Genomic DNA, 16583 nt, shown 5'->3' with positions numbered 1-16583 from the left:
CGTGTTTAGCTTTAGCGTAGTGAACCAGCTTCTCGATCAATCAAAATTGTCACATCTTCATGAAGTTTCAGAGCAGATGCTGGGAAGTCTGGATGTATCTCAGTCTGTTCTAAATATTGTATCACTTTCGCTTTTGATTTTCCTGATGCAAGAAGGAGAATCTTTTTACTTGAAAGAATGCTTGCAATGCCCATGGTAATGGCATGTGTAGGCACCTTATCAATAGAAGAAAAGTATCTTGCATTGGCCTGCCGGGTGTTTTCATCTAGTTGCACGACATGAGTCTTTGAGTTAAACGGGGTACCGGGCTCGTTAAACCCGATATGTCCATTTTGACCGATTCCAAGAAGCTGAAGGTCGATGCCGCCTATATCTTGAATGAGCTGATCATATCTTAAGCATTCTTTTTCTAAATCAGGTGCAGCGCCATTTGGAAGGAAATACTGATCCTGAGGGAGATCAATATGATCAAATAAATGACGTTTCATGTAGGTCATATAACTATTTTCATGATCTGGATCAAGTCCTGCATATTCATCTAAATTGACTGTTTTTGTTTGTTTGAAAGACAATTGGTGTGCTTGATGAAGGTGAATTAACTCTTGATATGTATCAAGAGGTGTACCGCCCGTTGCTAGGCCAAGTACTGCATCTGGTTTAGAAGCGATTGTGCGTGCGATAAGGGCTGCTGCTTCTTTTCCTAATTGTTCTTTATCTTCAAATTCGATGATCTTCATTAGTGATTGGCCTCCTTTTTCTCAAAGACGATTTGTCCACGGCAGATCGTCATCATTAGTTCGCCAGACTCATCCCAAATCACAAGGTCTGCTTGTTTTCCAACTTCGATAGAACCGAGCTGCTGGTCAAGTCCTAGCTGAATGGCTGCATTGGTTGAGGTCATCTTCGCTATCTCTGTCCATTCACAATGTGTAATCTGTTTCATCCGTTTGACGCCATCTTTCATTCTCAGAATCGATCCTGCAAGTGTACCATCTGAGAGTAATGCTTTTTCGCCGCTGACTGTGACTGTTTGACCGCCAAATTCGTACGTCCCATTCCCGAGTCCTTTTGCGCGCATCGAATCTGTAATCATGATCAAACGATCACTTCCTTTTGCTAAATATGCAAGCTTAATGGAAAGTGGATGGGAGTGTATTCCATCCGTAATCAGCTCGGTATGAAGATTCTCGTTCGTAAGAGCAGCTCCCACAGCATTTGGTTCACGATGCTGAAACGAACTCAGTGCATTATAAAGATGCGTGACATGGCGTGCACCATGCTTTGCTGCTAATTCAATCATGTCATGACGAGCATTCGTATGTCCAATAGAAGGAATGATGTTTTTTTCTTGCAACAGAGAAAGAAAAGCAAAGTCAGGGTCTTCCTCAGGTGCAAACGTGACAATTCGAATAAGCTGTTGAGAAGCATCCAGCCATTTTTCAAAAAGAGGGAGATCGGGCTGCTTTATCCATTGAACAGGCTGTGCCCCTGCTTTATCTTTAGAAATAAAAGGACCTTCAAGATGGATACCTAAACATTGTGCCTGAACTCCTGCTTGTTCTTCATTATAATGTTTCCACTGAGAGACATTTTTAAGTGCTTGCTCTATCTCATGATGGTTTTGAGTGATGGTTGTTGCTAAAAAACTTGTCGTTCCTTCTGATGGTAAGTTGTTAGCGAGTGTATTCATGGCTTCTGATGTCGCATCCATCATGTCTGCTCCATATCCGCCATGGATGTGAATATCAATCATTCCGGGAAGTAAATAAAAGTTTTCCCGGGAAATATATACTTTTTCATAATTTCCTGTCGGTGGTGATGTTGAAATATAGTCAATCTTGCCGTCGCGTAAACCGACAAAACCGTTTGCAATCATTTCAGTCTTTGTCACAATATGAATATTGGAGAGCAATAAAGAGCTGCTCATGATTGTGCCCCCTTTAGTCATTGTCTTTGACTTAGTTTACCCTTTTTAAGTATAGTTGTCTATACCAGTGAAACAGATGAAACAGGATCAGGATAAAATACTGTTTTGGGATCATGATTGAAAGTGATAAAATAGAGCTGTATTTCTGAATCGCCTGTGATAAAAGGAGGAAGAAGCGTGCCGAAAGTTCGTACGAAGGACATAATGGAACAATTTCATCTTGAACTGGTAAGTGGGGAAGAAGGGATTAATCGTCCCATTACAATCAGTGATCTTTCCAGACCAGGTATTGAAATGGCTGGTTATTTTACATATTACCCAAAAGAAAGAGTTCAACTTTTAGGGAAAACAGAGCTTTCTTTTTTTGAACAACTCCCAGAACGCGAACGAAAGCAGAGAATGATGTCTCTTTGTACAGATATTACCCCTGCAATTATTTTGTCACGAGATCGTGAAGTGCCGAAGGAATTAATTGAAGCTTCAAATGAAAATGGCGTCCCTGTGTTACGATCAAGCCTAAAAACGACAAGACTTTCGAGTCGGTTGACCAACTTTTTAGAAAGTAAGCTTGCACCAACGACCGCCATTCATGGCGTGCTCGTAGATGTATATGGTGTAGGTGTATTGTTAATTGGAAAAAGCGGAGTAGGAAAAAGTGAAACAGCCTTAGAACTAGTGAAGAGGGGACACAGGCTGGTCGCAGACGATTGCGTGGAAATCCGTCAAGAGGATCAGGATACGTTAGTTGGAAGCGCACCAGAGCTGATTGAACATCTTTTAGAAATCCGTGGATTAGGCATCATTAATGTGATGACCTTATTTGGAGCCGGTGCTGTCAGAAGCTATAAGAGAATTACGATTGTGATGAACCTTGAGCTTTGGGAACAAGGCAAACAGTACGATCGTTTAGGACTTGAAGAAGAGAAGATGCGAATCATCGATACAGATGTACCGAAGCTGACCATCCCTGTCCGGCCAGGACGAAACTTAGCGGTAATCATTGAGGTGGCTGCGATGAACTTCAGGTTAAAACGCATGGGACATAATGCGGCGGAACAATTTACAAGTAAACTTGCCGATGTCATTGAAGACAATGGCCAGGATGAATAGGAGTTGTCTATATGAACGAAGCGATTCAGCCAATTGATCCGATTGCTTTTCAGCTCGGACCTCTTTCGGTTCATTGGTATGGTGTGATCATTGGGGTCGGAGCCTTGCTGGGACTCTGGCTCGCACTGAGAGAATGTGAGAAGAGAGGAATCAATAAAGATACGTTTATTGACTTAATCTTATTTGCGATTCCAATAGCCATTATTTGTGCACGAATTTATTATGTATCCTTCGAATGGGATTACTATCAGCAGCATCCAAATGAAATCATTAAGATTTGGAATGGCGGAATTGCTATTCACGGCGGGCTGATAGGTGCTGTGCTGACAGCGATCGTCTTTACAAAAGTGAAAAAGGTATCCTTTTGGAAAATAGCCGATGTAGCAGCACCTAGTATTTTACTAGGGCAGGCGATTGGTCGCTGGGGGAACTTTATTAATCAGGAAGCGCATGGTGAGGCGGTTTCAAGAGCCTTTTTAGAGAATTTGCATTTGCCAGAGTTTATCATTAATCAAATGTATATTGATGGGACCTATTATCACCCAACGTTCTTATACGAATCATTATGGAATCTTGCCGGTGTTGTGATCTTGATTTTATTACGCAGAACATCGCTGCGCAGAGGCGAAATCTTCTTGTCTTATTTAATCTGGTATTCAATCGGTCGTTTCTTCATTGAAGGGATGAGAACGGACAGCTTGATGCTGACAGAACATCTACGAATCGCTCAAATGATTTCGATTGCCATTTTTGCAGTGGCTGTTCTGCTGATGTTCTTTAGAAGAATGAAAGGATACGCATCGATTCCTTATAAAGAGAACACCTCATCGAATTAAGCAGGGGGGATCAGAAGAGATGGGAGAGACATGGAAAAACGGCTTAAAAGCAGGGCTATCGACAACTTGGACACTTGGAAAAGTCATCTTTCCGGTTACCATTCTCGTCAGTATCTTGCAGCATACGCCTGTTATGGATTGGATCATACAATTCATACGGCCATTTATGGGGTTGTTTGGTCTTTCAGGAGAAGCGGCCATTCCGCTTGTATTAGGAAATGTGCTGAACTTGTATGCGGGCATAGCCGCCATTCTGACACTAGATCTTCCTGTGAAGGAAGTGTTCATTTTGGCCGTGATGCTGTCCTTTTGCCATAACCTGATCATCGAATCGACAGTGGCAGCAAAGGTTGGACTCAGAGTGTCTGTCATTTTGCTGGTCAGAATCAGCCTTGCTGTTATTTCGGCTATTGTCATTCATCTCGTTTGGCAGGGAGGCCAGGAGCCGGCACAATATGGACTGCTGACGGCAGCTCAGACGGCTGATGTGCCTTCCAGCTGGTACATGATTGTCCTTGTCGCTTTACAAAAAGCCGTACTCGGTGTGCTCCAGCTCGCCTGTATCGTCATCCCTCTCATGATCATCATTCAATTCATGAGAGATTTAGGATGGCTCCATACGCTGTCTAAGTGGCTGTCTCCATTTACGAGAATGCTTGGAATGAAAGAAAATACGTCGATGACAATGGTAGCTGGATTAACCATCGGTCTGGCATACGGAGCCGGCGTGATGATGAAGGCAGTGGAAGAGGACGGCGTGAGTAAAAAGGATTTAACCCTTGCCTTTATTTTCCTTGTTGCCTGCCATGCAGTGGTCGAAGATACGCTGATATTTATTCCACTTGGGATTCCTGTGTGGCCGCTTCTTGTCATCCGTCTGATATCTGCTATTTTATTAACAGCTGCCATTAGCTATATTTGGCGGAAGCGGGAGCTTGCAGCTGTTAGAAAGGAAGCCATATGAACGAATCAACTATTAACACCGTGCTATTTGATTTAGATGGCACATTAATCAATACGAATGAATTAATTATTGCTTCATTTCAACATACGCTTGATCATTATTATCCTGGTCAGTACAGCCGTGAAGAGATCCTTCATTTCATTGGTCCATCATTGTTTGATACATTCTCTGCGATGGACCCTGAGCTAACGGATGATATGATTCAGATGTACCGAACGTTTAATCATGAACAGCATGATCTGCTTGTGACTGAATATGAGACTGTTTTAGACACATTAAAAGTCCTGCAGGATCAAGGATTTAAACTTGGGATAGTCACAACAAAAATACGTGATACGGTTTTAATGGGTTTGAAGCTGACAGGTTTAGAGCCATTCTTTGAGGTGATTGTGACGCTCGATGATGTCCAAAATGAGAAGCCGCATCCAGAACCTGTCCAGCTGGCATTATCCAAGCTTGGCAGTGATCCACATGAAGCGGTGATGGTCGGCGATAATTATCACGATATTTTGTCTGGTCAAGCGGCAGGGACAAAAACAGCAGGTGTTGCTTGGTCGATTAAGGGAGAAGAGGCCCTTTTAAAGCATCGCCCTGATTTCATGCTGAAGAAAATGAGTGATCTCCTGGCGATTGTTGGAGCTGATTGAGTTGAGAAAAACAGATCGTTATCCTGTAAAAGGGGTCAATTCGTTACGACAAGTCTATCGGACGGTTTCCTTTTTCAAAGTGGTGAAAAACTTTATTTTCATTCAAATAGCACGGTACACGCCTTTTATGGGAATGAAAAATTGGATATACCGAACCTTTCTTCGTATGAAGGTCGGCGAGGATACGGCGTTTGCCTTAATGGTCATGGTGGATCTCATGTTTCCTGAGAAAATCAAGGTCGGTCGAAATAGTGTGATTGGCTATAACACGACCATCTTGTCCCATGAGTATTTGATTAAAGAATACAGACTTGGGGAAGTCTATATTGGTGACGAAGTCTTAATTGGAGCTAATTCAACCATTTTACCTGGTGTAACCATTGGGGATGGGGCGATCGTATCGGCTGGTACACTTGTTCATAAGGATGTTCCAGCAGGCTCATTTGTTGGAGGAAATCCAATGCGCATGATTTATACGAAAGAAGAAATGAAAGCACGTCAATCTACGTCTGCTGAGTAGCTCGGCAGACTTTTTTGTTGACAATATGTTATGGTGTAACTATAATGATTACAACAGAGGTGAGAAAACATGAAAATCAGCAGCAGATTCACTGTCGCTGTCCATATTCTGGCCTTGCTATCACTTGAAAAAGGATCATTACAGACATCGGAGGATATCGCGGGAAGTGTGAATACAAACCCAGTGGTCATCCGCCGCATTATGAGTAAATTAAAAAAAGCAGGCCTAATCTCAACGAGTCTTGGCAAAGGTGGTTCTCAGCTGAACCGCAGTGAAGACGACATCACGCTGCTGGATGTGTATAAAGCGGTTGAAGTGGTGGATGAGGGAGAGTTGTTTCAAATCCATGAAAGCCCAAATCCTGACTGTCCGATCGGTGCGAATATCCAGGCTGTGCTTGAGTTAATCTTGTGCCGCGCTCAAAGTGCGATGGAGCAAGTGCTTGCTGAGATCAAATTAAGTGAACTAACGCAGGTGTTAATCAAAAAAATTGGATGATTATTCAATTTTTTTTACCTCTGTTGTAACTATACTGGTTACACCTTTATTTATCAAATAAAATCATTTTACAGGAGGAATTCATATGAAGATTGGTATTATTGGCGCTACAGGTAAAGCAGGACAGGAAATTGTAAAAGAGGCTCAATCTAGAGGACATGAAGTGACAGCCATCGTTCGAGATGCACAAAAGGTGACTAATTCATCCGTAGCTGTTATCGAGAAGGATGTGTTTCATTTACAAGCAGAAGACATCAAAGGCTTTGATGTCATCGTCAATGCATTTGGTGCACCTGCTGGACAAGAGCACCTTCACGTAGAGGCTGGGAAAAAGCTTATTGATATTTTGAAAGAGATATCGGATACGCGTTTAATCGTTGTGGGCGGAGCAGGCAGTCTATTTGTTGATGAGGCTCAAACAACAAGACTTGTTGATACACCAGAATTTCCAAAGGAGTATGTGGCGACTGCTTCACAGCAAGGTGAAAACCTAAAAGATCTTCAACAGACCGAAGGATTAAAATGGACTTTCCTCAGCCCTGCTGCATTCTTTGACCCAGCAGGCAAACGCACAGGTTCTTATGTGAAAGGGAAAGACCAGCTGATTGTCAATTCTAAAGGTGACAGCTATGTGAGCTATGCCGACTACGCCATTGCCCTTGTCGATGAAATTGAGCAGGCTGCCCATGTTGGAGAACGTTTTACCGTTGTATCTGAAGCAGAATAAGTCGTTTCACTGCTGCTAAAAACCATGAGTGAGAAGTCTAACGAATTATCTCTCATTTTTACTAAAAAAAGGTTGAATACTTCATTGTAGGCGGAGGAGTAATGACAGCTGCAAAGCTTGAAGACCGCCTGAAGGAAATACTAGAAAGATCATCATGAAAAAACATCCTCTATACGGCTAGAGGATGTTTTTTCATGTTTTCAATGAGAAAGGTGTTCTACGCTTTAATGATAATCGCCTGCCGGCCCATCTGTTCCCAAGAATCCTCAAACTGATCGCGATCGACTTTTTGATTCTTTTCACCGTATGGGTTATTTAGGTAGACATGTTCCTTGTCATAGCCCGTGATGACCACGCTATGCATATTAAAGCTCACATCTATTTTGCCATTCGGGGTATTCCATGTTTCGATGTTATCTATTTTGTCGAAGGTGGATGTGGTAATCACCCAAACAGGATACCCTTTTTCAAGTGATTGATAGATGGCTTTTTTGACAGGTTTTCCGCTTAAGTCGACGACTTGAGCGCCCGCATATTTTTTCGCAAGCTGATAAATAGGTTCATGGTAAACACCAAGACCTGGTCCATTCTCCATATCGCCTACAAACCCGTCATGCGGGTCTCCTTTTAAGCCATTTTCATAATTGAGCGGAACACGTTTGATTTCATTTGCCAATGCGTCTTTCGTCACTTGCTCATAACCGCTGTAATGAAGAAGCATCGCTAAGCTTGTGACTTCGCATCCATTATAAAGCTTTGGGGCATCCATTTGATTGTAGAGGATGACGTCCATGGCTTTTTTACTTCCTTTTAAAGAAGAATATGTGTTGTCTGTTTTTTTCGTTGATCGTGTTTCTTCAGCTGCGAGTGCCGTATCGTTTTCTTTTTCTTTGGCTGCTTCGTGTGGTGAAGCTGCCTTCTTGACTTGGTCGATTTGTGTCACGTATATAAAGCCGAAATAAACAAGGCATGCGCACAACAAAGTTAAGATTAATGTCTGGATGAACTTCACTGTAATCTCCTGTGTTATTCAATATTTTTAAGTATTATAGCACGTTCTTTTATCAAACATGCAGAAAAGGGACAGGTGTCACTTGAATGTAATAATTCCACAAATTTTTCATGAAAATAGAGAGAAAATAAAAATGATTGATTTAATTACTTTATTTTGTTAGCATATTATCATATTAGCGAACTAAAGGATTCGGAATTTTTTGTTTTAATGTGTTGGAGGTGCAGAAGAGCATGTTTATGTTTGAGAAACCATATGGTATGCGGGATTCATTACCAGGATTGTATGAGACGAAGAAAAAAGTGAGACATTCATTAACAGAGGTCATGAATGGCTGGGGTTACCGTTTGATGGAGACACCAACGCTTGAATTTTACGATACAGTCGGTGTTCAATCGGCGATTACAGATACACAGCTCTTTAAGCTTTTAGATCAGAACGGGCAAACCCTTGTACTCAGACCTGATATGACGGGACCTATTGCGAGAGTGGCGGCTTCAAAGCTTCATGAACAGGCGTATCCGCTTCGCGTTGGGTATGCGGCCAATGTGTTCCGGGCGCAGGAAAGAGAAGGCGGAAGGCCATCAGAATTTGAGCAGGTCGGAATTGAGTTGATTGGTGATGGGTCGATTAGTGCAGATGCTGAAGTGATCGCGCTTGTCGTATTTGCATTAAAAAATGCCGGGCTAAAGTCCTTCAAAATCGCGATCGGGCATGTCGCTTTAGCAGAGACGTTATTTGTAGATGTATTGGGAAATACAGAGCGTGCAAACGTCCTCCGCCGATTCTTATATGAAAAGAATTATGTAGGATACCGCCAGCATGTGAAGCAATTGCCACTCTCCTCCATCGATAAAACGAGGCTGTTACAGCTTTTAGAGTTAAGAGGCGGCCAGGAAGTCACAGAGCGGGCAAAGGAAATCGTCGTTTCACAAGAGGGAAAAGAGGTGCTCACACAGTTAAAATCGCTTTGGGAGACACTTGAAGATTACGGCTGTACAGAATATATCCGTTTAGATTTAAGCATGGTGAGTCATATGAGCTACTACACGGGCATTTTGTTTGAAGTATTTGCAGATCATGTTGGGTCAGTCATCGGAAGTGGCGGCAGATATGACCAATTGCTGGCTCATTTTGATGCACCTGCACCAGCTACAGGATTCGGACTTCGATTAGACCGTCTGCTTGAAGCGCTTGATGCAAAAGAAATCAATGAGCCGCAGGAGGCAGTGATTTTTAGTAAAGAACAACGGCTGGAGGCTTTTGCTTTTGCAGAAAAGGAGCGGTCAAAAGGGAAAAAGATCGTCCTGCAAGACTTAGCAGGGATTGAAAATATTGACGCGATGACCAAGGCATTTGAGCAGGTGACTTATTTTATCGGCGCTAGAAAGGGAGAGTCAAATGGGTAAAGTGTTGACGATGGCGATGCCAAAGGGCCGGATATTTGAAGAAGCAGCTGGGTTGTTGAGACAGGCGGGATATCAGCTGCCAGAGGAATTCGAGGATTCAAGAAAGTTAATCATTGATGTACCGGAAGAAAACCTCCGCTTTATTTTAGCGAAGCCAATGGATGTGACAACTTATGTCGAGCACGGTGTAGCGGATGTTGGCATTGCAGGGAAGGATGTCATGCTCGAAGAAGCTCGTGATGTGTACGAAGTGCTCGATTTAAACATCAGCAAATGCCATTTAGCGGTTGCCGGATTACCGGGAGCCAGCTGGGGCGGTGTCGCGCCGCGTGTGGCAACAAAGTACCCAAATGTCGCATCTTCCTATTTTAGAGAACAAGGGGAGCAGGTGGAGATCATTAAGCTGAATGGTTCCATTGAATTAGCACCGCTCATCGGACTCGCCGATCGTATTGTTGACATTGTCTCTACAGGTCAAACACTCAAGGAAAATGGACTTGTTGAAACGGAGCATATTTGTGATATTACGTCACGGTTTATTGTCAATCCTGTGAGCTATCGGATGAAGGATGCGGTGATCGATGAAATGGCGCAGCGCCTTGCAAGAATCATTGAAGGGGAGGAAACATCATGAACATCACCTACATACAAGAAGGTGAGACAGAGACACTCTCACTCAAGCGGACTTTAGATACAGGCACGGAAGAGCAGCGCCTGGCTGTTCAGCGGATTATACAAGAAGTGAGGCTAAATGGTGATCAAGCGGTACAATCTTTTACAAAGCAATTTGATGGAGTGCTGCTTGAAGATCCGCTTGTCACAGAGGAGGAAATGACAAAAGCCTCCGAACGCATGGACCCAGCCATGATTCAGGTGATCCAAACGGCTATCCGTCATATTCGCACATACCATGAGCGTCAGCTGACATCCTCTTGGTTTTATCACCAGCAGGATGGCTCGATGCTTGGACAAAAGGTGACACCGCTCGATGCAGTCGGTGTGTATGTCCCCGGCGGAACAGCTGCTTATCCCTCATCTGTTTTAATGAATGTGATTCCGGCGCTTGTCGCTGGTGTTGAACGAATTGTCCTTGTCACACCTCCAGGGAAAGATGGCCATCTCTCAGACGCTGTACTGGCTGCTGCAAAGGAGCTCGGTATTTCTGAGATGTATAAAATGGGCGGTGCGCAGGCGATTGCGGCACTTGCCTATGGAACAGAAAGCATCCAGTCTGTTGATAAAATCACAGGTCCAGGCAACATATATGTAGCGCTGGCAAAGCGGGAAGTATTTGGCCAGGTAGACATTGATATGATTGCCGGTCCAAGTGAAATTGCTGTTCTAGCAGACGATACAGCAATGGCACGTGAGGTGGCGGCCGATTTACTTTCGCAGGCAGAGCATGATGCACTGGCATCTAGTATTTTGGTGACACCGTCTAAGACACTTGCTGAAAACGTGCAGGCTGAGATGAAAACGCAGCTGGATACCTTGCCAAGAAAATCAATCGCCGCACAATCCATACAAAATCATGGCCGTATATACGTGACAGATTCCATGGATCGTGCAGTAGACGTCGTCAACCAGTTAGCGCCAGAGCATTTAGAAGTGCTGACAGCATATCCAGAATCACTTCTTGGTCAAATCAAGCATGCAGGGGCGATTTTTTTAGGGCGTTATAGCCCTGAGCCGGTGGGAGATTATTTTGCAGGACCAAATCACGTGCTGCCAACCAACGGAACGTCTAGATTCTCCAGCCCGCTTGGTGTGACCGATTTTCAAAAGAAAACGAGCATTATTTCATATAGTCAAGAAGCGTTTGAGACACACAGGGATAGCATTGCGGCTTTTGCCAGATTAGAAGGGCTCGAAGCGCATGCAAGGTCGATTGAATCGAGAAAGCGGGAGGAATCGTCATGAGACAGGCGGAAACAGCGAGACAAACAAATGAAACGAATATTTCGTTAGCGTTAGAGATTGATGGGGAAGGAAAAGCAGATATTCAAACAGATGTCCCTTTTATGACACACATGCTTGATTTATTTACGAAGCATGGACACTTTAATTTGACCGTCGATGCGAAAGGAGATACGGATGTTGATGATCACCACACAACAGAAGATATCGGCATCGTGCTTGGGCAAATGTTTAAGGAAGCGTTAGGTGATAAAAAGGGAATTAAGCGGTATGGCTCCAGCTTTGTTCCGATGGATGAAACGCTTGCCCAGGTCGTGGTCGACTTAAGCAATCGCCCTCATTTGGAAATGAGAGCGGCCTTTCCAAGTCAAAAGGTCGGTACCTTTGATACAGAGCTTGTGCATGAGTTTCTTTGGAAGTTTGCGCTAGAAGCTCGTATAAATCTTCATGTGATTGTTCACTACGGAACCAATACGCACCATATGATTGAAGCCATTTTTAAAGCGATGGCACGTGCCCTAGATGAGGCAACAACCATTGATCCACGTGTGAAAGGGATTCCTTCGACAAAGGGGATGCTCTAATGATCGGAGTCATTGATTACGGAATGGGAAATTTGTTCAGCGTATCAAAAGCATTGGAACGAGCAGGTGCCAGTTATATCGTCTCCTCTGATGTGGAGGAGCTCAAAAAGGCAGATGCTTATATTTTGCCTGGGGTCGGTTCGTTTCGTGATGCGATGCAGCTGTTAAAACAGACAGGACTTGAAGAGTTTATCCACCAAGTTGTGCAGGAAGGAAAGCTGCTATTTGGTATTTGTCTTGGGATGCAGCTGTTATTTGAAGAAAGTGAAGAGGCAGGACGTACGAAAGGTTTGGGGCTGTTAAAAGGGCGTGTCGTTCTTTTAAAGGATCGCGACCAGGATGGGCAAAGGCTGAAGGTGCCTCATATGGGGTGGAATGAGCTCACATTTCATCAGCCCTCCCCATTGTTTGATGGTGTACCGGAAGGATTTGCGTACTTTGTTCACTCTTATTATGTAAGTGATATGAATCCAAAAGAGCAATTAGCAAGTGCGGATTATGGCGTTCAAGTACCAGCAGTTGTCGGCAAGGGGAATGTGCTTGGCGCACAGTTTCACCCTGAAAAAAGCAGTACAACGGGAATGGCGCTGCTCAAACAATTTATTCAATTAGCAAACGAACAGAGGGTGAACAAATGAGTGAATTTACATTGTATCCAGCGATTGATATGAGAAATGGCAAATGTGTACGGCTTGTGCAAGGAGATTATGATCAAGAAACCATTTATGGAGATTCGCCGCTTGATATGGCTGCGCGGTTTGCAAATGAAGGAGCAAAGTGGATTCATCTCGTTGACTTAGATGGTGCGAAAGCAGGGAATCGCGTCAATCATGAGCATGTACTGGCGATTGCTTCATCCTTAGATGTGAATGTACAAATTGGCGGCGGCATTCGGACAGAAGAAGACGTTGCCTTTTATATAAACAAAGGTGTAGCTAGAGTCATCCTTGGCAGCTCCGCTGTTTCTAATCCCGCCTTTGTGAAAAAAATGCTGGCGCAATATGGGGAGAAAATAGCGATTGGGATCGATGCGCGAAATGGCTTTGTATCGACTGAGGGGTGGCTTGAAACGTCGAAAGTGAAGGCGGAGGAACTCGGCAAAGAATTGGCAAAGGAAGGTGCGGAGGTCTTTATTTTCACGGATATTCAAATGGATGGCATGCTGTCTGGACCCAATGTGGAAAGTACAGTTCGTTTAGCAGAAGCTACTGGCAAACAAGTCATTGCTTCAGGTGGTGTAAGCGCGCTAGCTGATCTTCAAAAGCTGTCAGTACAAAAACAGTCAGGTGTTTCTGGTGCGATCATCGGAAAAGCCCTTTACACGAAGCGGTTTACTTTAGCTGAAGCAATTGAAGGGCTTGACCGCGTATGATGACAAAACGAATCATCCCATGTCTCGATGTGAAGGAAGGGCGTGTGGTCAAAGGGGTGCAATTCCTCGGCTTAAAGGATGCTGGTGATCCGGTAGAATTAGCGCAGATGTATGATGAGGAAGGTGCGGATGAACTTGTCTTTCTTGATATTTCTGCCTCTCATGAAGGCCGGAAAACGATGGTGGATGTGGTCAAGCAAGTGGCGTCCACTCTTGCCATCCCTTTTACGGTAGGCGGCGGAATTAACCACCTTGATGACATGAAGCGCTTATTAAGAGCGGGTGCAGACAAAGTATCTGTGAACACAGCGGCAGTTTTAAGACCAGAACTGATTTCAGAAGGCGCCGATTTCTTTGGTTCCCAGTGCATCGTCGTCGCAATAGATGCAAAGTACGATGAAGAGAAAAAAGAGTACATGGTCTACACACACGGAGGGCGCCGTCAAACGGATATAGAGGTCAGCGATTGGGCAAAAGAAGCCGTGCTGAGGGGAGCAGGAGAGATTTTACTGACAAGTATGGATGTTGACGGTGAGAAAACAGGCTTTGATCATCGATTAACAAAGCTTGTGTCAGAAGCCGTCACCGTGCCTGTCATTGCCTCGGGAGGCGCTGGCAATGCCCAGCATATGCTGGAGGCATTTACAAAAGGAGAAGCTGATGCAGCATTAGCAGCCTCCATTTTCCATTATAAAGAGACTTCAATTCAAGAGGTAAAGACATACTTGAGAGAACACGGGGTGAAGGTCAGATGAAACAGGCAAACGAATTATCCTTTAATGAGGCAGGCCTGATACCTGCGATTGTACAGGATGCTCAAAGTAAGGAAGTATTGACATTGGCGTATATGAATCAAGAATCCTATGAAAAAACACTGGAGACAGGGGAAACATGGTTTTACAGCCGGTCGAGAAACGAGCTTTGGCACAAAGGCGCCACATCTGGGCATACTCAGCGAGTCACATCCATTCGATATGACTGTGACAAAGATGCTCTGCTTGTTCTTGTCACACCAAGTGGACCAGCCTGCCATACTGGCAGCTATAGCTGCTTTTCGGAAGAAGGCGTGAAGCTTCAAACGGAAGAGCAGGATCGTTTTGCGATTTTAAATGAACTTGAACAGGTGATTGCAAAACGTCAGACAGAAATGCCAGAAGGCGCTTATACAACCTATCTATTTGAAAAAGGGGTCGATAAAATCCTAAAAAAGGTAGGGGAAGAAGCGTCAGAGGTCATCATTGCAGCGAAAAACCGGGATCAAGAAGAATTGAAATGGGAAACAGCCGATCTCCTGTATCATCTGCTTGTGTTATTACGTGAACAGCAATTGCCGCTTGATGAGGTATTAAAAGTATTAAAAAAGCGTCATCAAGGTGAGTGAAAAGCCGGGGGCACCTCTGGCTTTTTGTTTTTGAGTGAAAAACAAATCCTTCCTTTTCTTTTGTTCTATGTGACGACTCGTGAAGTATGTTATACTACACACGGTACACTGTTCGAAATGGAGGGTATCGGTGAGTAAATACACTTCTCAAAATAATCACACACAAGTCGTCCAGCTATTCCAAGATGGGCATTACTTTTTTCATAAAGGTCTAAAAGCTTATAGAGAAAGAAATCTATCTAAAGCGAGTAAGCTGATACAGCGGGCTATCGTACTTGAGCCTGAAAATGTAGAAATGCTATCACAGCTTGCCATTATTTATACTGAAATGGGTCATTACCAACAATCAAATGAACTGCTTGATTTCATACTTGAACATATCGATGAAAACATGTCTGAGTGTCACTATTTTAAAGCCAATAATTATGCGAACCTAGGACTCTTTCAAGAGGCATATAAGTCAGCTACTGCCTATGCTTCATTGGAAGAGAACGGGGAATTTGCAGATGAAAATGACGATCTCCTCGACCTGCTCGATATGAGCGACGAAGAGGACGAAGATTTTCCTTACGATCAGGATGACCTGATTGTCAAGCAGGATCAAGCGAATCACTTGCTAGAAAGCGGCAGGCTTGATGAAGCCATTGAAATGCTGGAACAGATGATTGTTGAGTATCCAGAATTTTGGTCAGCGTATAATAATCTCGCTTTGGCCTATTTTTATTCTGGTCAAATCCATCAGGCGAAAGAGATGTTGAACCGGGTTCTTCATGAAAATCCGGGTAATCTGCATGCCCTTTGCAACCAGCTTGTCTTCTATCATTATGAAAAAGAAGAAGAAAAGGTCAATACGTTAGCGAAGCAATTAACGCACGTGTATCCAATATTAAGTGAACAGCGTTATAAGCTTGGCGCAACATTTGCCCTAGTTGGAGAATTTGAATGGGCCTTTAAATGGCTTTATTCTTTGTACAAAACAGGCTTTCAGGGAGATAGTACATTTTTATACTGGCTCGCAAGCGCAGCTTATTATACAGGCCACAAAACGCTTGCACAGACGGTTTGGAATAAGATGGTCGAAGAAGATATCGATGCAGATGAAATCAAGCCGTGGCAGGATAAACCCGAGGAGACTGAGCCAATGGTCTCCATTGAGGAGCGGCTGACTGCGTACTATGTGAGCAAACAAAAAGGGGAACGTGACGTTCTTCAATCTGTCCTTGATGCACACGCAGCGAAAACAGCCTTCGAACAGCAATTCATCGAACTGCTCTTATACGAAGATGAAATGGAAGTGCGGTCGTTTTCAGAAGATGCGGTTTTCGCAAAACAGGCGGCATCCAGCTTGGAAGAAGCTGTTCAGCCTGACAGCCATATGCCTTATTTTTGGTTATTCCATATTATTCAGCAGGCACGTGCTTCTGGCGTAGATAAGAAAAATGCGCCTGCATGGGCAGCAGCATCTTATTATTTATGGATGAAGGAGCAAGAAGAATCAGCTGTGAGCAAAAAAGAGATTGCAGCCTCTTTTCAAATCAGCGTTCAAACACTGTCTAAATATGAACAAGTCATTTGTGCGTTAATCGATTAAATAGGTAAATAGATTCAGCAGATTGCAGCATGGCCGAAAAGGTCATGCTTTTTTCTTGGATAAAAAGGTGGGATTTGCAAGGATTTGG

19 protein-coding genes are annotated in these 16583 nt (G+C 43.7%); 16 read left to right on the top strand and 3 right to left on the bottom strand.

Annotated elements, in window-relative coordinates; all coding sequences use genetic code 11:
* Nucleotides 1–11: 11 nt before the first annotated feature.
* Together nagB and nagA are read right to left on the bottom strand one after the other, a co-directional pair.
* Nucleotides 12–737, bottom strand: a complete 726-nt coding sequence (gene nagB / locus GKC25_RS15560) for a glucosamine-6-phosphate deaminase (RefSeq protein ID WP_034660097.1) — start codon at nucleotides 735–737, stop codon at nucleotides 12–14.
* On the bottom strand, nucleotides 737–1927 hold the full coding sequence (gene nagA / locus GKC25_RS15555) for an N-acetylglucosamine-6-phosphate deacetylase (RefSeq protein ID WP_342689238.1): 1191 nt from the start codon (nucleotides 1925–1927) through the stop codon (nucleotides 737–739). Before nagA ends, nagB begins: the two co-directional genes overlap by 1 nt.
* 177 nt (nucleotides 1928–2104) lie before the next feature.
* Between nagA and hprK the strand changes: the two genes are divergently transcribed.
* The 7 genes from hprK to GKC25_RS15520 all read left to right on the top strand — a co-directional run bounded on the left by hprK (nucleotide 2105) and on the right by GKC25_RS15520 (nucleotide 7229).
* The gene (hprK, locus tag GKC25_RS15550; RefSeq protein WP_003212943.1) at nucleotides 2105–3037 is read left to right on the top strand and encodes an HPr(Ser) kinase/phosphatase; all 933 of its coding nucleotides are present in this window, start codon (nucleotides 2105–2107) and stop codon (nucleotides 3035–3037) included.
* 11 nt (nucleotides 3038–3048) lie between these two features.
* Nucleotides 3049–3873 carry a prolipoprotein diacylglyceryl transferase gene (lgt, locus tag GKC25_RS15545; protein ID WP_034660093.1) on the top strand — a complete coding sequence of 275 codons (825 nt, stop codon included), beginning with the start codon at nucleotides 3049–3051 and terminating at the stop codon, nucleotides 3871–3873.
* Between the two features lie 19 nt (nucleotides 3874–3892).
* Entirely contained in the window at nucleotides 3893–4837 is a 945-nt protein-coding gene (locus GKC25_RS15540) for a nucleoside recognition domain-containing protein (RefSeq protein ID WP_034660091.1), read from the top strand.
* Nucleotides 4834–5484 carry a pyrophosphatase PpaX gene (gene ppaX / locus GKC25_RS15535; protein ID WP_342689847.1) on the top strand — a complete coding sequence of 217 codons (651 nt, stop codon included), beginning with the start codon at nucleotides 4834–4836 and terminating at the stop codon, nucleotides 5482–5484. Before GKC25_RS15540 ends, ppaX begins: the two co-directional genes overlap by 4 nt.
* 1 nt (nucleotide 5485) lies before the next feature.
* Entirely contained in the window at nucleotides 5486–6004 is a 519-nt protein-coding gene (locus tag GKC25_RS15530) for an acyltransferase (protein WP_034660089.1), read from the top strand.
* Nucleotides 6005–6073: 69 nt separating this feature from the next.
* A complete protein-coding gene (locus GKC25_RS15525) occupies nucleotides 6074–6502 on the top strand; it encodes an Rrf2 family transcriptional regulator (protein WP_003213266.1) in 429 nt (142 codons plus the stop codon).
* 85 nt (nucleotides 6503–6587) lie between these two features.
* Nucleotides 6588–7229: an NAD(P)-dependent oxidoreductase gene (locus GKC25_RS15520; protein WP_106038163.1), complete on the top strand. Its 642-nt coding sequence runs from the start codon at nucleotides 6588–6590 to the stop codon at nucleotides 7227–7229.
* A 217-nt stretch (nucleotides 7230–7446) separates the two neighbouring features.
* On the opposite strand, the gene GKC25_RS15515 is transcribed toward GKC25_RS15520, so the two are convergent.
* Nucleotides 7447–8241, bottom strand: coding sequence for a C39 family peptidase (locus GKC25_RS15515; RefSeq protein ID WP_034660087.1), 795 nt, complete (start codon nucleotides 8239–8241; stop codon nucleotides 7447–7449).
* Nucleotides 8242–8474: 233 nt separating this feature from the next.
* Here GKC25_RS15515 and GKC25_RS15510 point away from each other — a divergent pair, with 233 nt between their 5' ends.
* The 9 genes from GKC25_RS15510 (at nucleotide 8475) to GKC25_RS15470 (ending at nucleotide 16495) form a co-directional block, all read left to right on the top strand.
* Complete coding sequence (locus GKC25_RS15510; RefSeq protein WP_034660086.1) at nucleotides 8475–9650, top strand: ATP phosphoribosyltransferase regulatory subunit; 1176 nt, start codon at nucleotides 8475–8477, stop codon at nucleotides 9648–9650.
* On the top strand, nucleotides 9643–10284 hold the full coding sequence (hisG, locus tag GKC25_RS15505) for an ATP phosphoribosyltransferase (protein ID WP_003213329.1): 642 nt from the start codon (nucleotides 9643–9645) through the stop codon (nucleotides 10282–10284). The genes GKC25_RS15510 and hisG overlap by 8 nt, the downstream gene beginning before the upstream one ends.
* On the top strand, nucleotides 10281–11570 hold the full coding sequence (gene hisD / locus GKC25_RS15500; RefSeq protein ID WP_034660085.1) for a histidinol dehydrogenase: 1290 nt from the start codon (nucleotides 10281–10283) through the stop codon (nucleotides 11568–11570). The genes hisG and hisD overlap by 4 nt, the downstream gene beginning before the upstream one ends.
* Entirely contained in the window at nucleotides 11567–12151 is a 585-nt protein-coding gene (hisB, locus tag GKC25_RS15495) for an imidazoleglycerol-phosphate dehydratase HisB (RefSeq protein ID WP_034660084.1), read from the top strand. The genes hisD and hisB overlap by 4 nt, the downstream gene beginning before the upstream one ends.
* Nucleotides 12151–12789, top strand: a complete 639-nt coding sequence (gene hisH / locus GKC25_RS15490) for an imidazole glycerol phosphate synthase subunit HisH (protein WP_034660083.1) — start codon at nucleotides 12151–12153, stop codon at nucleotides 12787–12789. Before hisB ends, hisH begins: the two co-directional genes overlap by 1 nt.
* Nucleotides 12786–13523 carry a 1-(5-phosphoribosyl)-5-[(5-phosphoribosylamino)methylideneamino]imidazole-4-carboxamide isomerase gene (hisA, locus tag GKC25_RS15485; RefSeq protein WP_034660082.1) on the top strand — a complete coding sequence of 246 codons (738 nt, stop codon included), beginning with the start codon at nucleotides 12786–12788 and terminating at the stop codon, nucleotides 13521–13523. Before hisH ends, hisA begins: the two co-directional genes overlap by 4 nt.
* Nucleotides 13520–14278, top strand: a complete 759-nt coding sequence (gene hisF, locus GKC25_RS15480; RefSeq protein WP_034660081.1) for an imidazole glycerol phosphate synthase subunit HisF — start codon at nucleotides 13520–13522, stop codon at nucleotides 14276–14278. The genes hisA and hisF overlap by 4 nt, the downstream gene beginning before the upstream one ends.
* The gene (gene hisIE / locus GKC25_RS15475; RefSeq protein WP_034660080.1) at nucleotides 14275–14904 is read left to right on the top strand and encodes a bifunctional phosphoribosyl-AMP cyclohydrolase/phosphoribosyl-ATP diphosphatase HisIE; all 630 of its coding nucleotides are present in this window, start codon (nucleotides 14275–14277) and stop codon (nucleotides 14902–14904) included. Before hisF ends, hisIE begins: the two co-directional genes overlap by 4 nt.
* 130 nt (nucleotides 14905–15034) lie before the next feature.
* Nucleotides 15035–16495 (top strand): tetratricopeptide repeat protein, encoded by a 1461-nt coding sequence (locus tag GKC25_RS15470; RefSeq protein ID WP_034660079.1) that lies wholly within the window; start codon nucleotides 15035–15037, stop codon nucleotides 16493–16495.
* The last annotated feature ends 88 nt before the right edge of the window (nucleotides 16496–16583 follow it).

The organism is Bacillus pumilus (assembly GCF_038738535.1).
Classification (GTDB): Bacteria; Bacillota; Bacilli; order Bacillales; family Bacillaceae; genus Bacillus.
This window is presented reverse-complemented; position numbering and strand designations above follow the sequence as displayed.

Coding starts and splice junctions, on each gene's coding strand:
- hisG (WP_003213329.1), top strand. CDS start 9,643: ATGGGTAAAGTGTTGACGATGGCGATGCCAAAGGGCCGGATATTTGAA.
- GKC25_RS15540 (WP_034660091.1), top strand. CDS start 3,893: ATGGGAGAGACATGGAAAAACGGCTTAAAAGCAGGGCTATCGACAACT.
- ppaX (WP_342689847.1), top strand. CDS start 4,834: ATGAACGAATCAACTATTAACACCGTGCTATTTGATTTAGATGGCACA.
- hisA (WP_034660082.1), top strand. CDS start 12,786: ATGAGTGAATTTACATTGTATCCAGCGATTGATATGAGAAATGGCAAA.
- hisB (WP_034660084.1), top strand. CDS start 11,567: ATGAGACAGGCGGAAACAGCGAGACAAACAAATGAAACGAATATTTCG.
- GKC25_RS15520 (WP_106038163.1), top strand. CDS start 6,588: ATGAAGATTGGTATTATTGGCGCTACAGGTAAAGCAGGACAGGAAATT.
- hisF (WP_034660081.1), top strand. CDS start 13,520: ATGATGACAAAACGAATCATCCCATGTCTCGATGTGAAGGAAGGGCGT.
- hisIE (WP_034660080.1), top strand. CDS start 14,275: ATGAAACAGGCAAACGAATTATCCTTTAATGAGGCAGGCCTGATACCT.
- hisD (WP_034660085.1), top strand. CDS start 10,281: ATGAACATCACCTACATACAAGAAGGTGAGACAGAGACACTCTCACTC.
- nagB (WP_034660097.1), bottom strand. CDS start 737: ATGAAGATCATCGAATTTGAAGATAAAGAACAATTAGGAAAAGAAGCA.
- nagA (WP_342689238.1), bottom strand. CDS start 1,927: ATGAGCAGCTCTTTATTGCTCTCCAATATTCATATTGTGACAAAGACT.
- GKC25_RS15525 (WP_003213266.1), top strand. CDS start 6,074: ATGAAAATCAGCAGCAGATTCACTGTCGCTGTCCATATTCTGGCCTTG.
- GKC25_RS15510 (WP_034660086.1), top strand. CDS start 8,475: ATGTTTATGTTTGAGAAACCATATGGTATGCGGGATTCATTACCAGGA.
- hisH (WP_034660083.1), top strand. CDS start 12,151: ATGATCGGAGTCATTGATTACGGAATGGGAAATTTGTTCAGCGTATCA.
- lgt (WP_034660093.1), top strand. CDS start 3,049: ATGAACGAAGCGATTCAGCCAATTGATCCGATTGCTTTTCAGCTCGGA.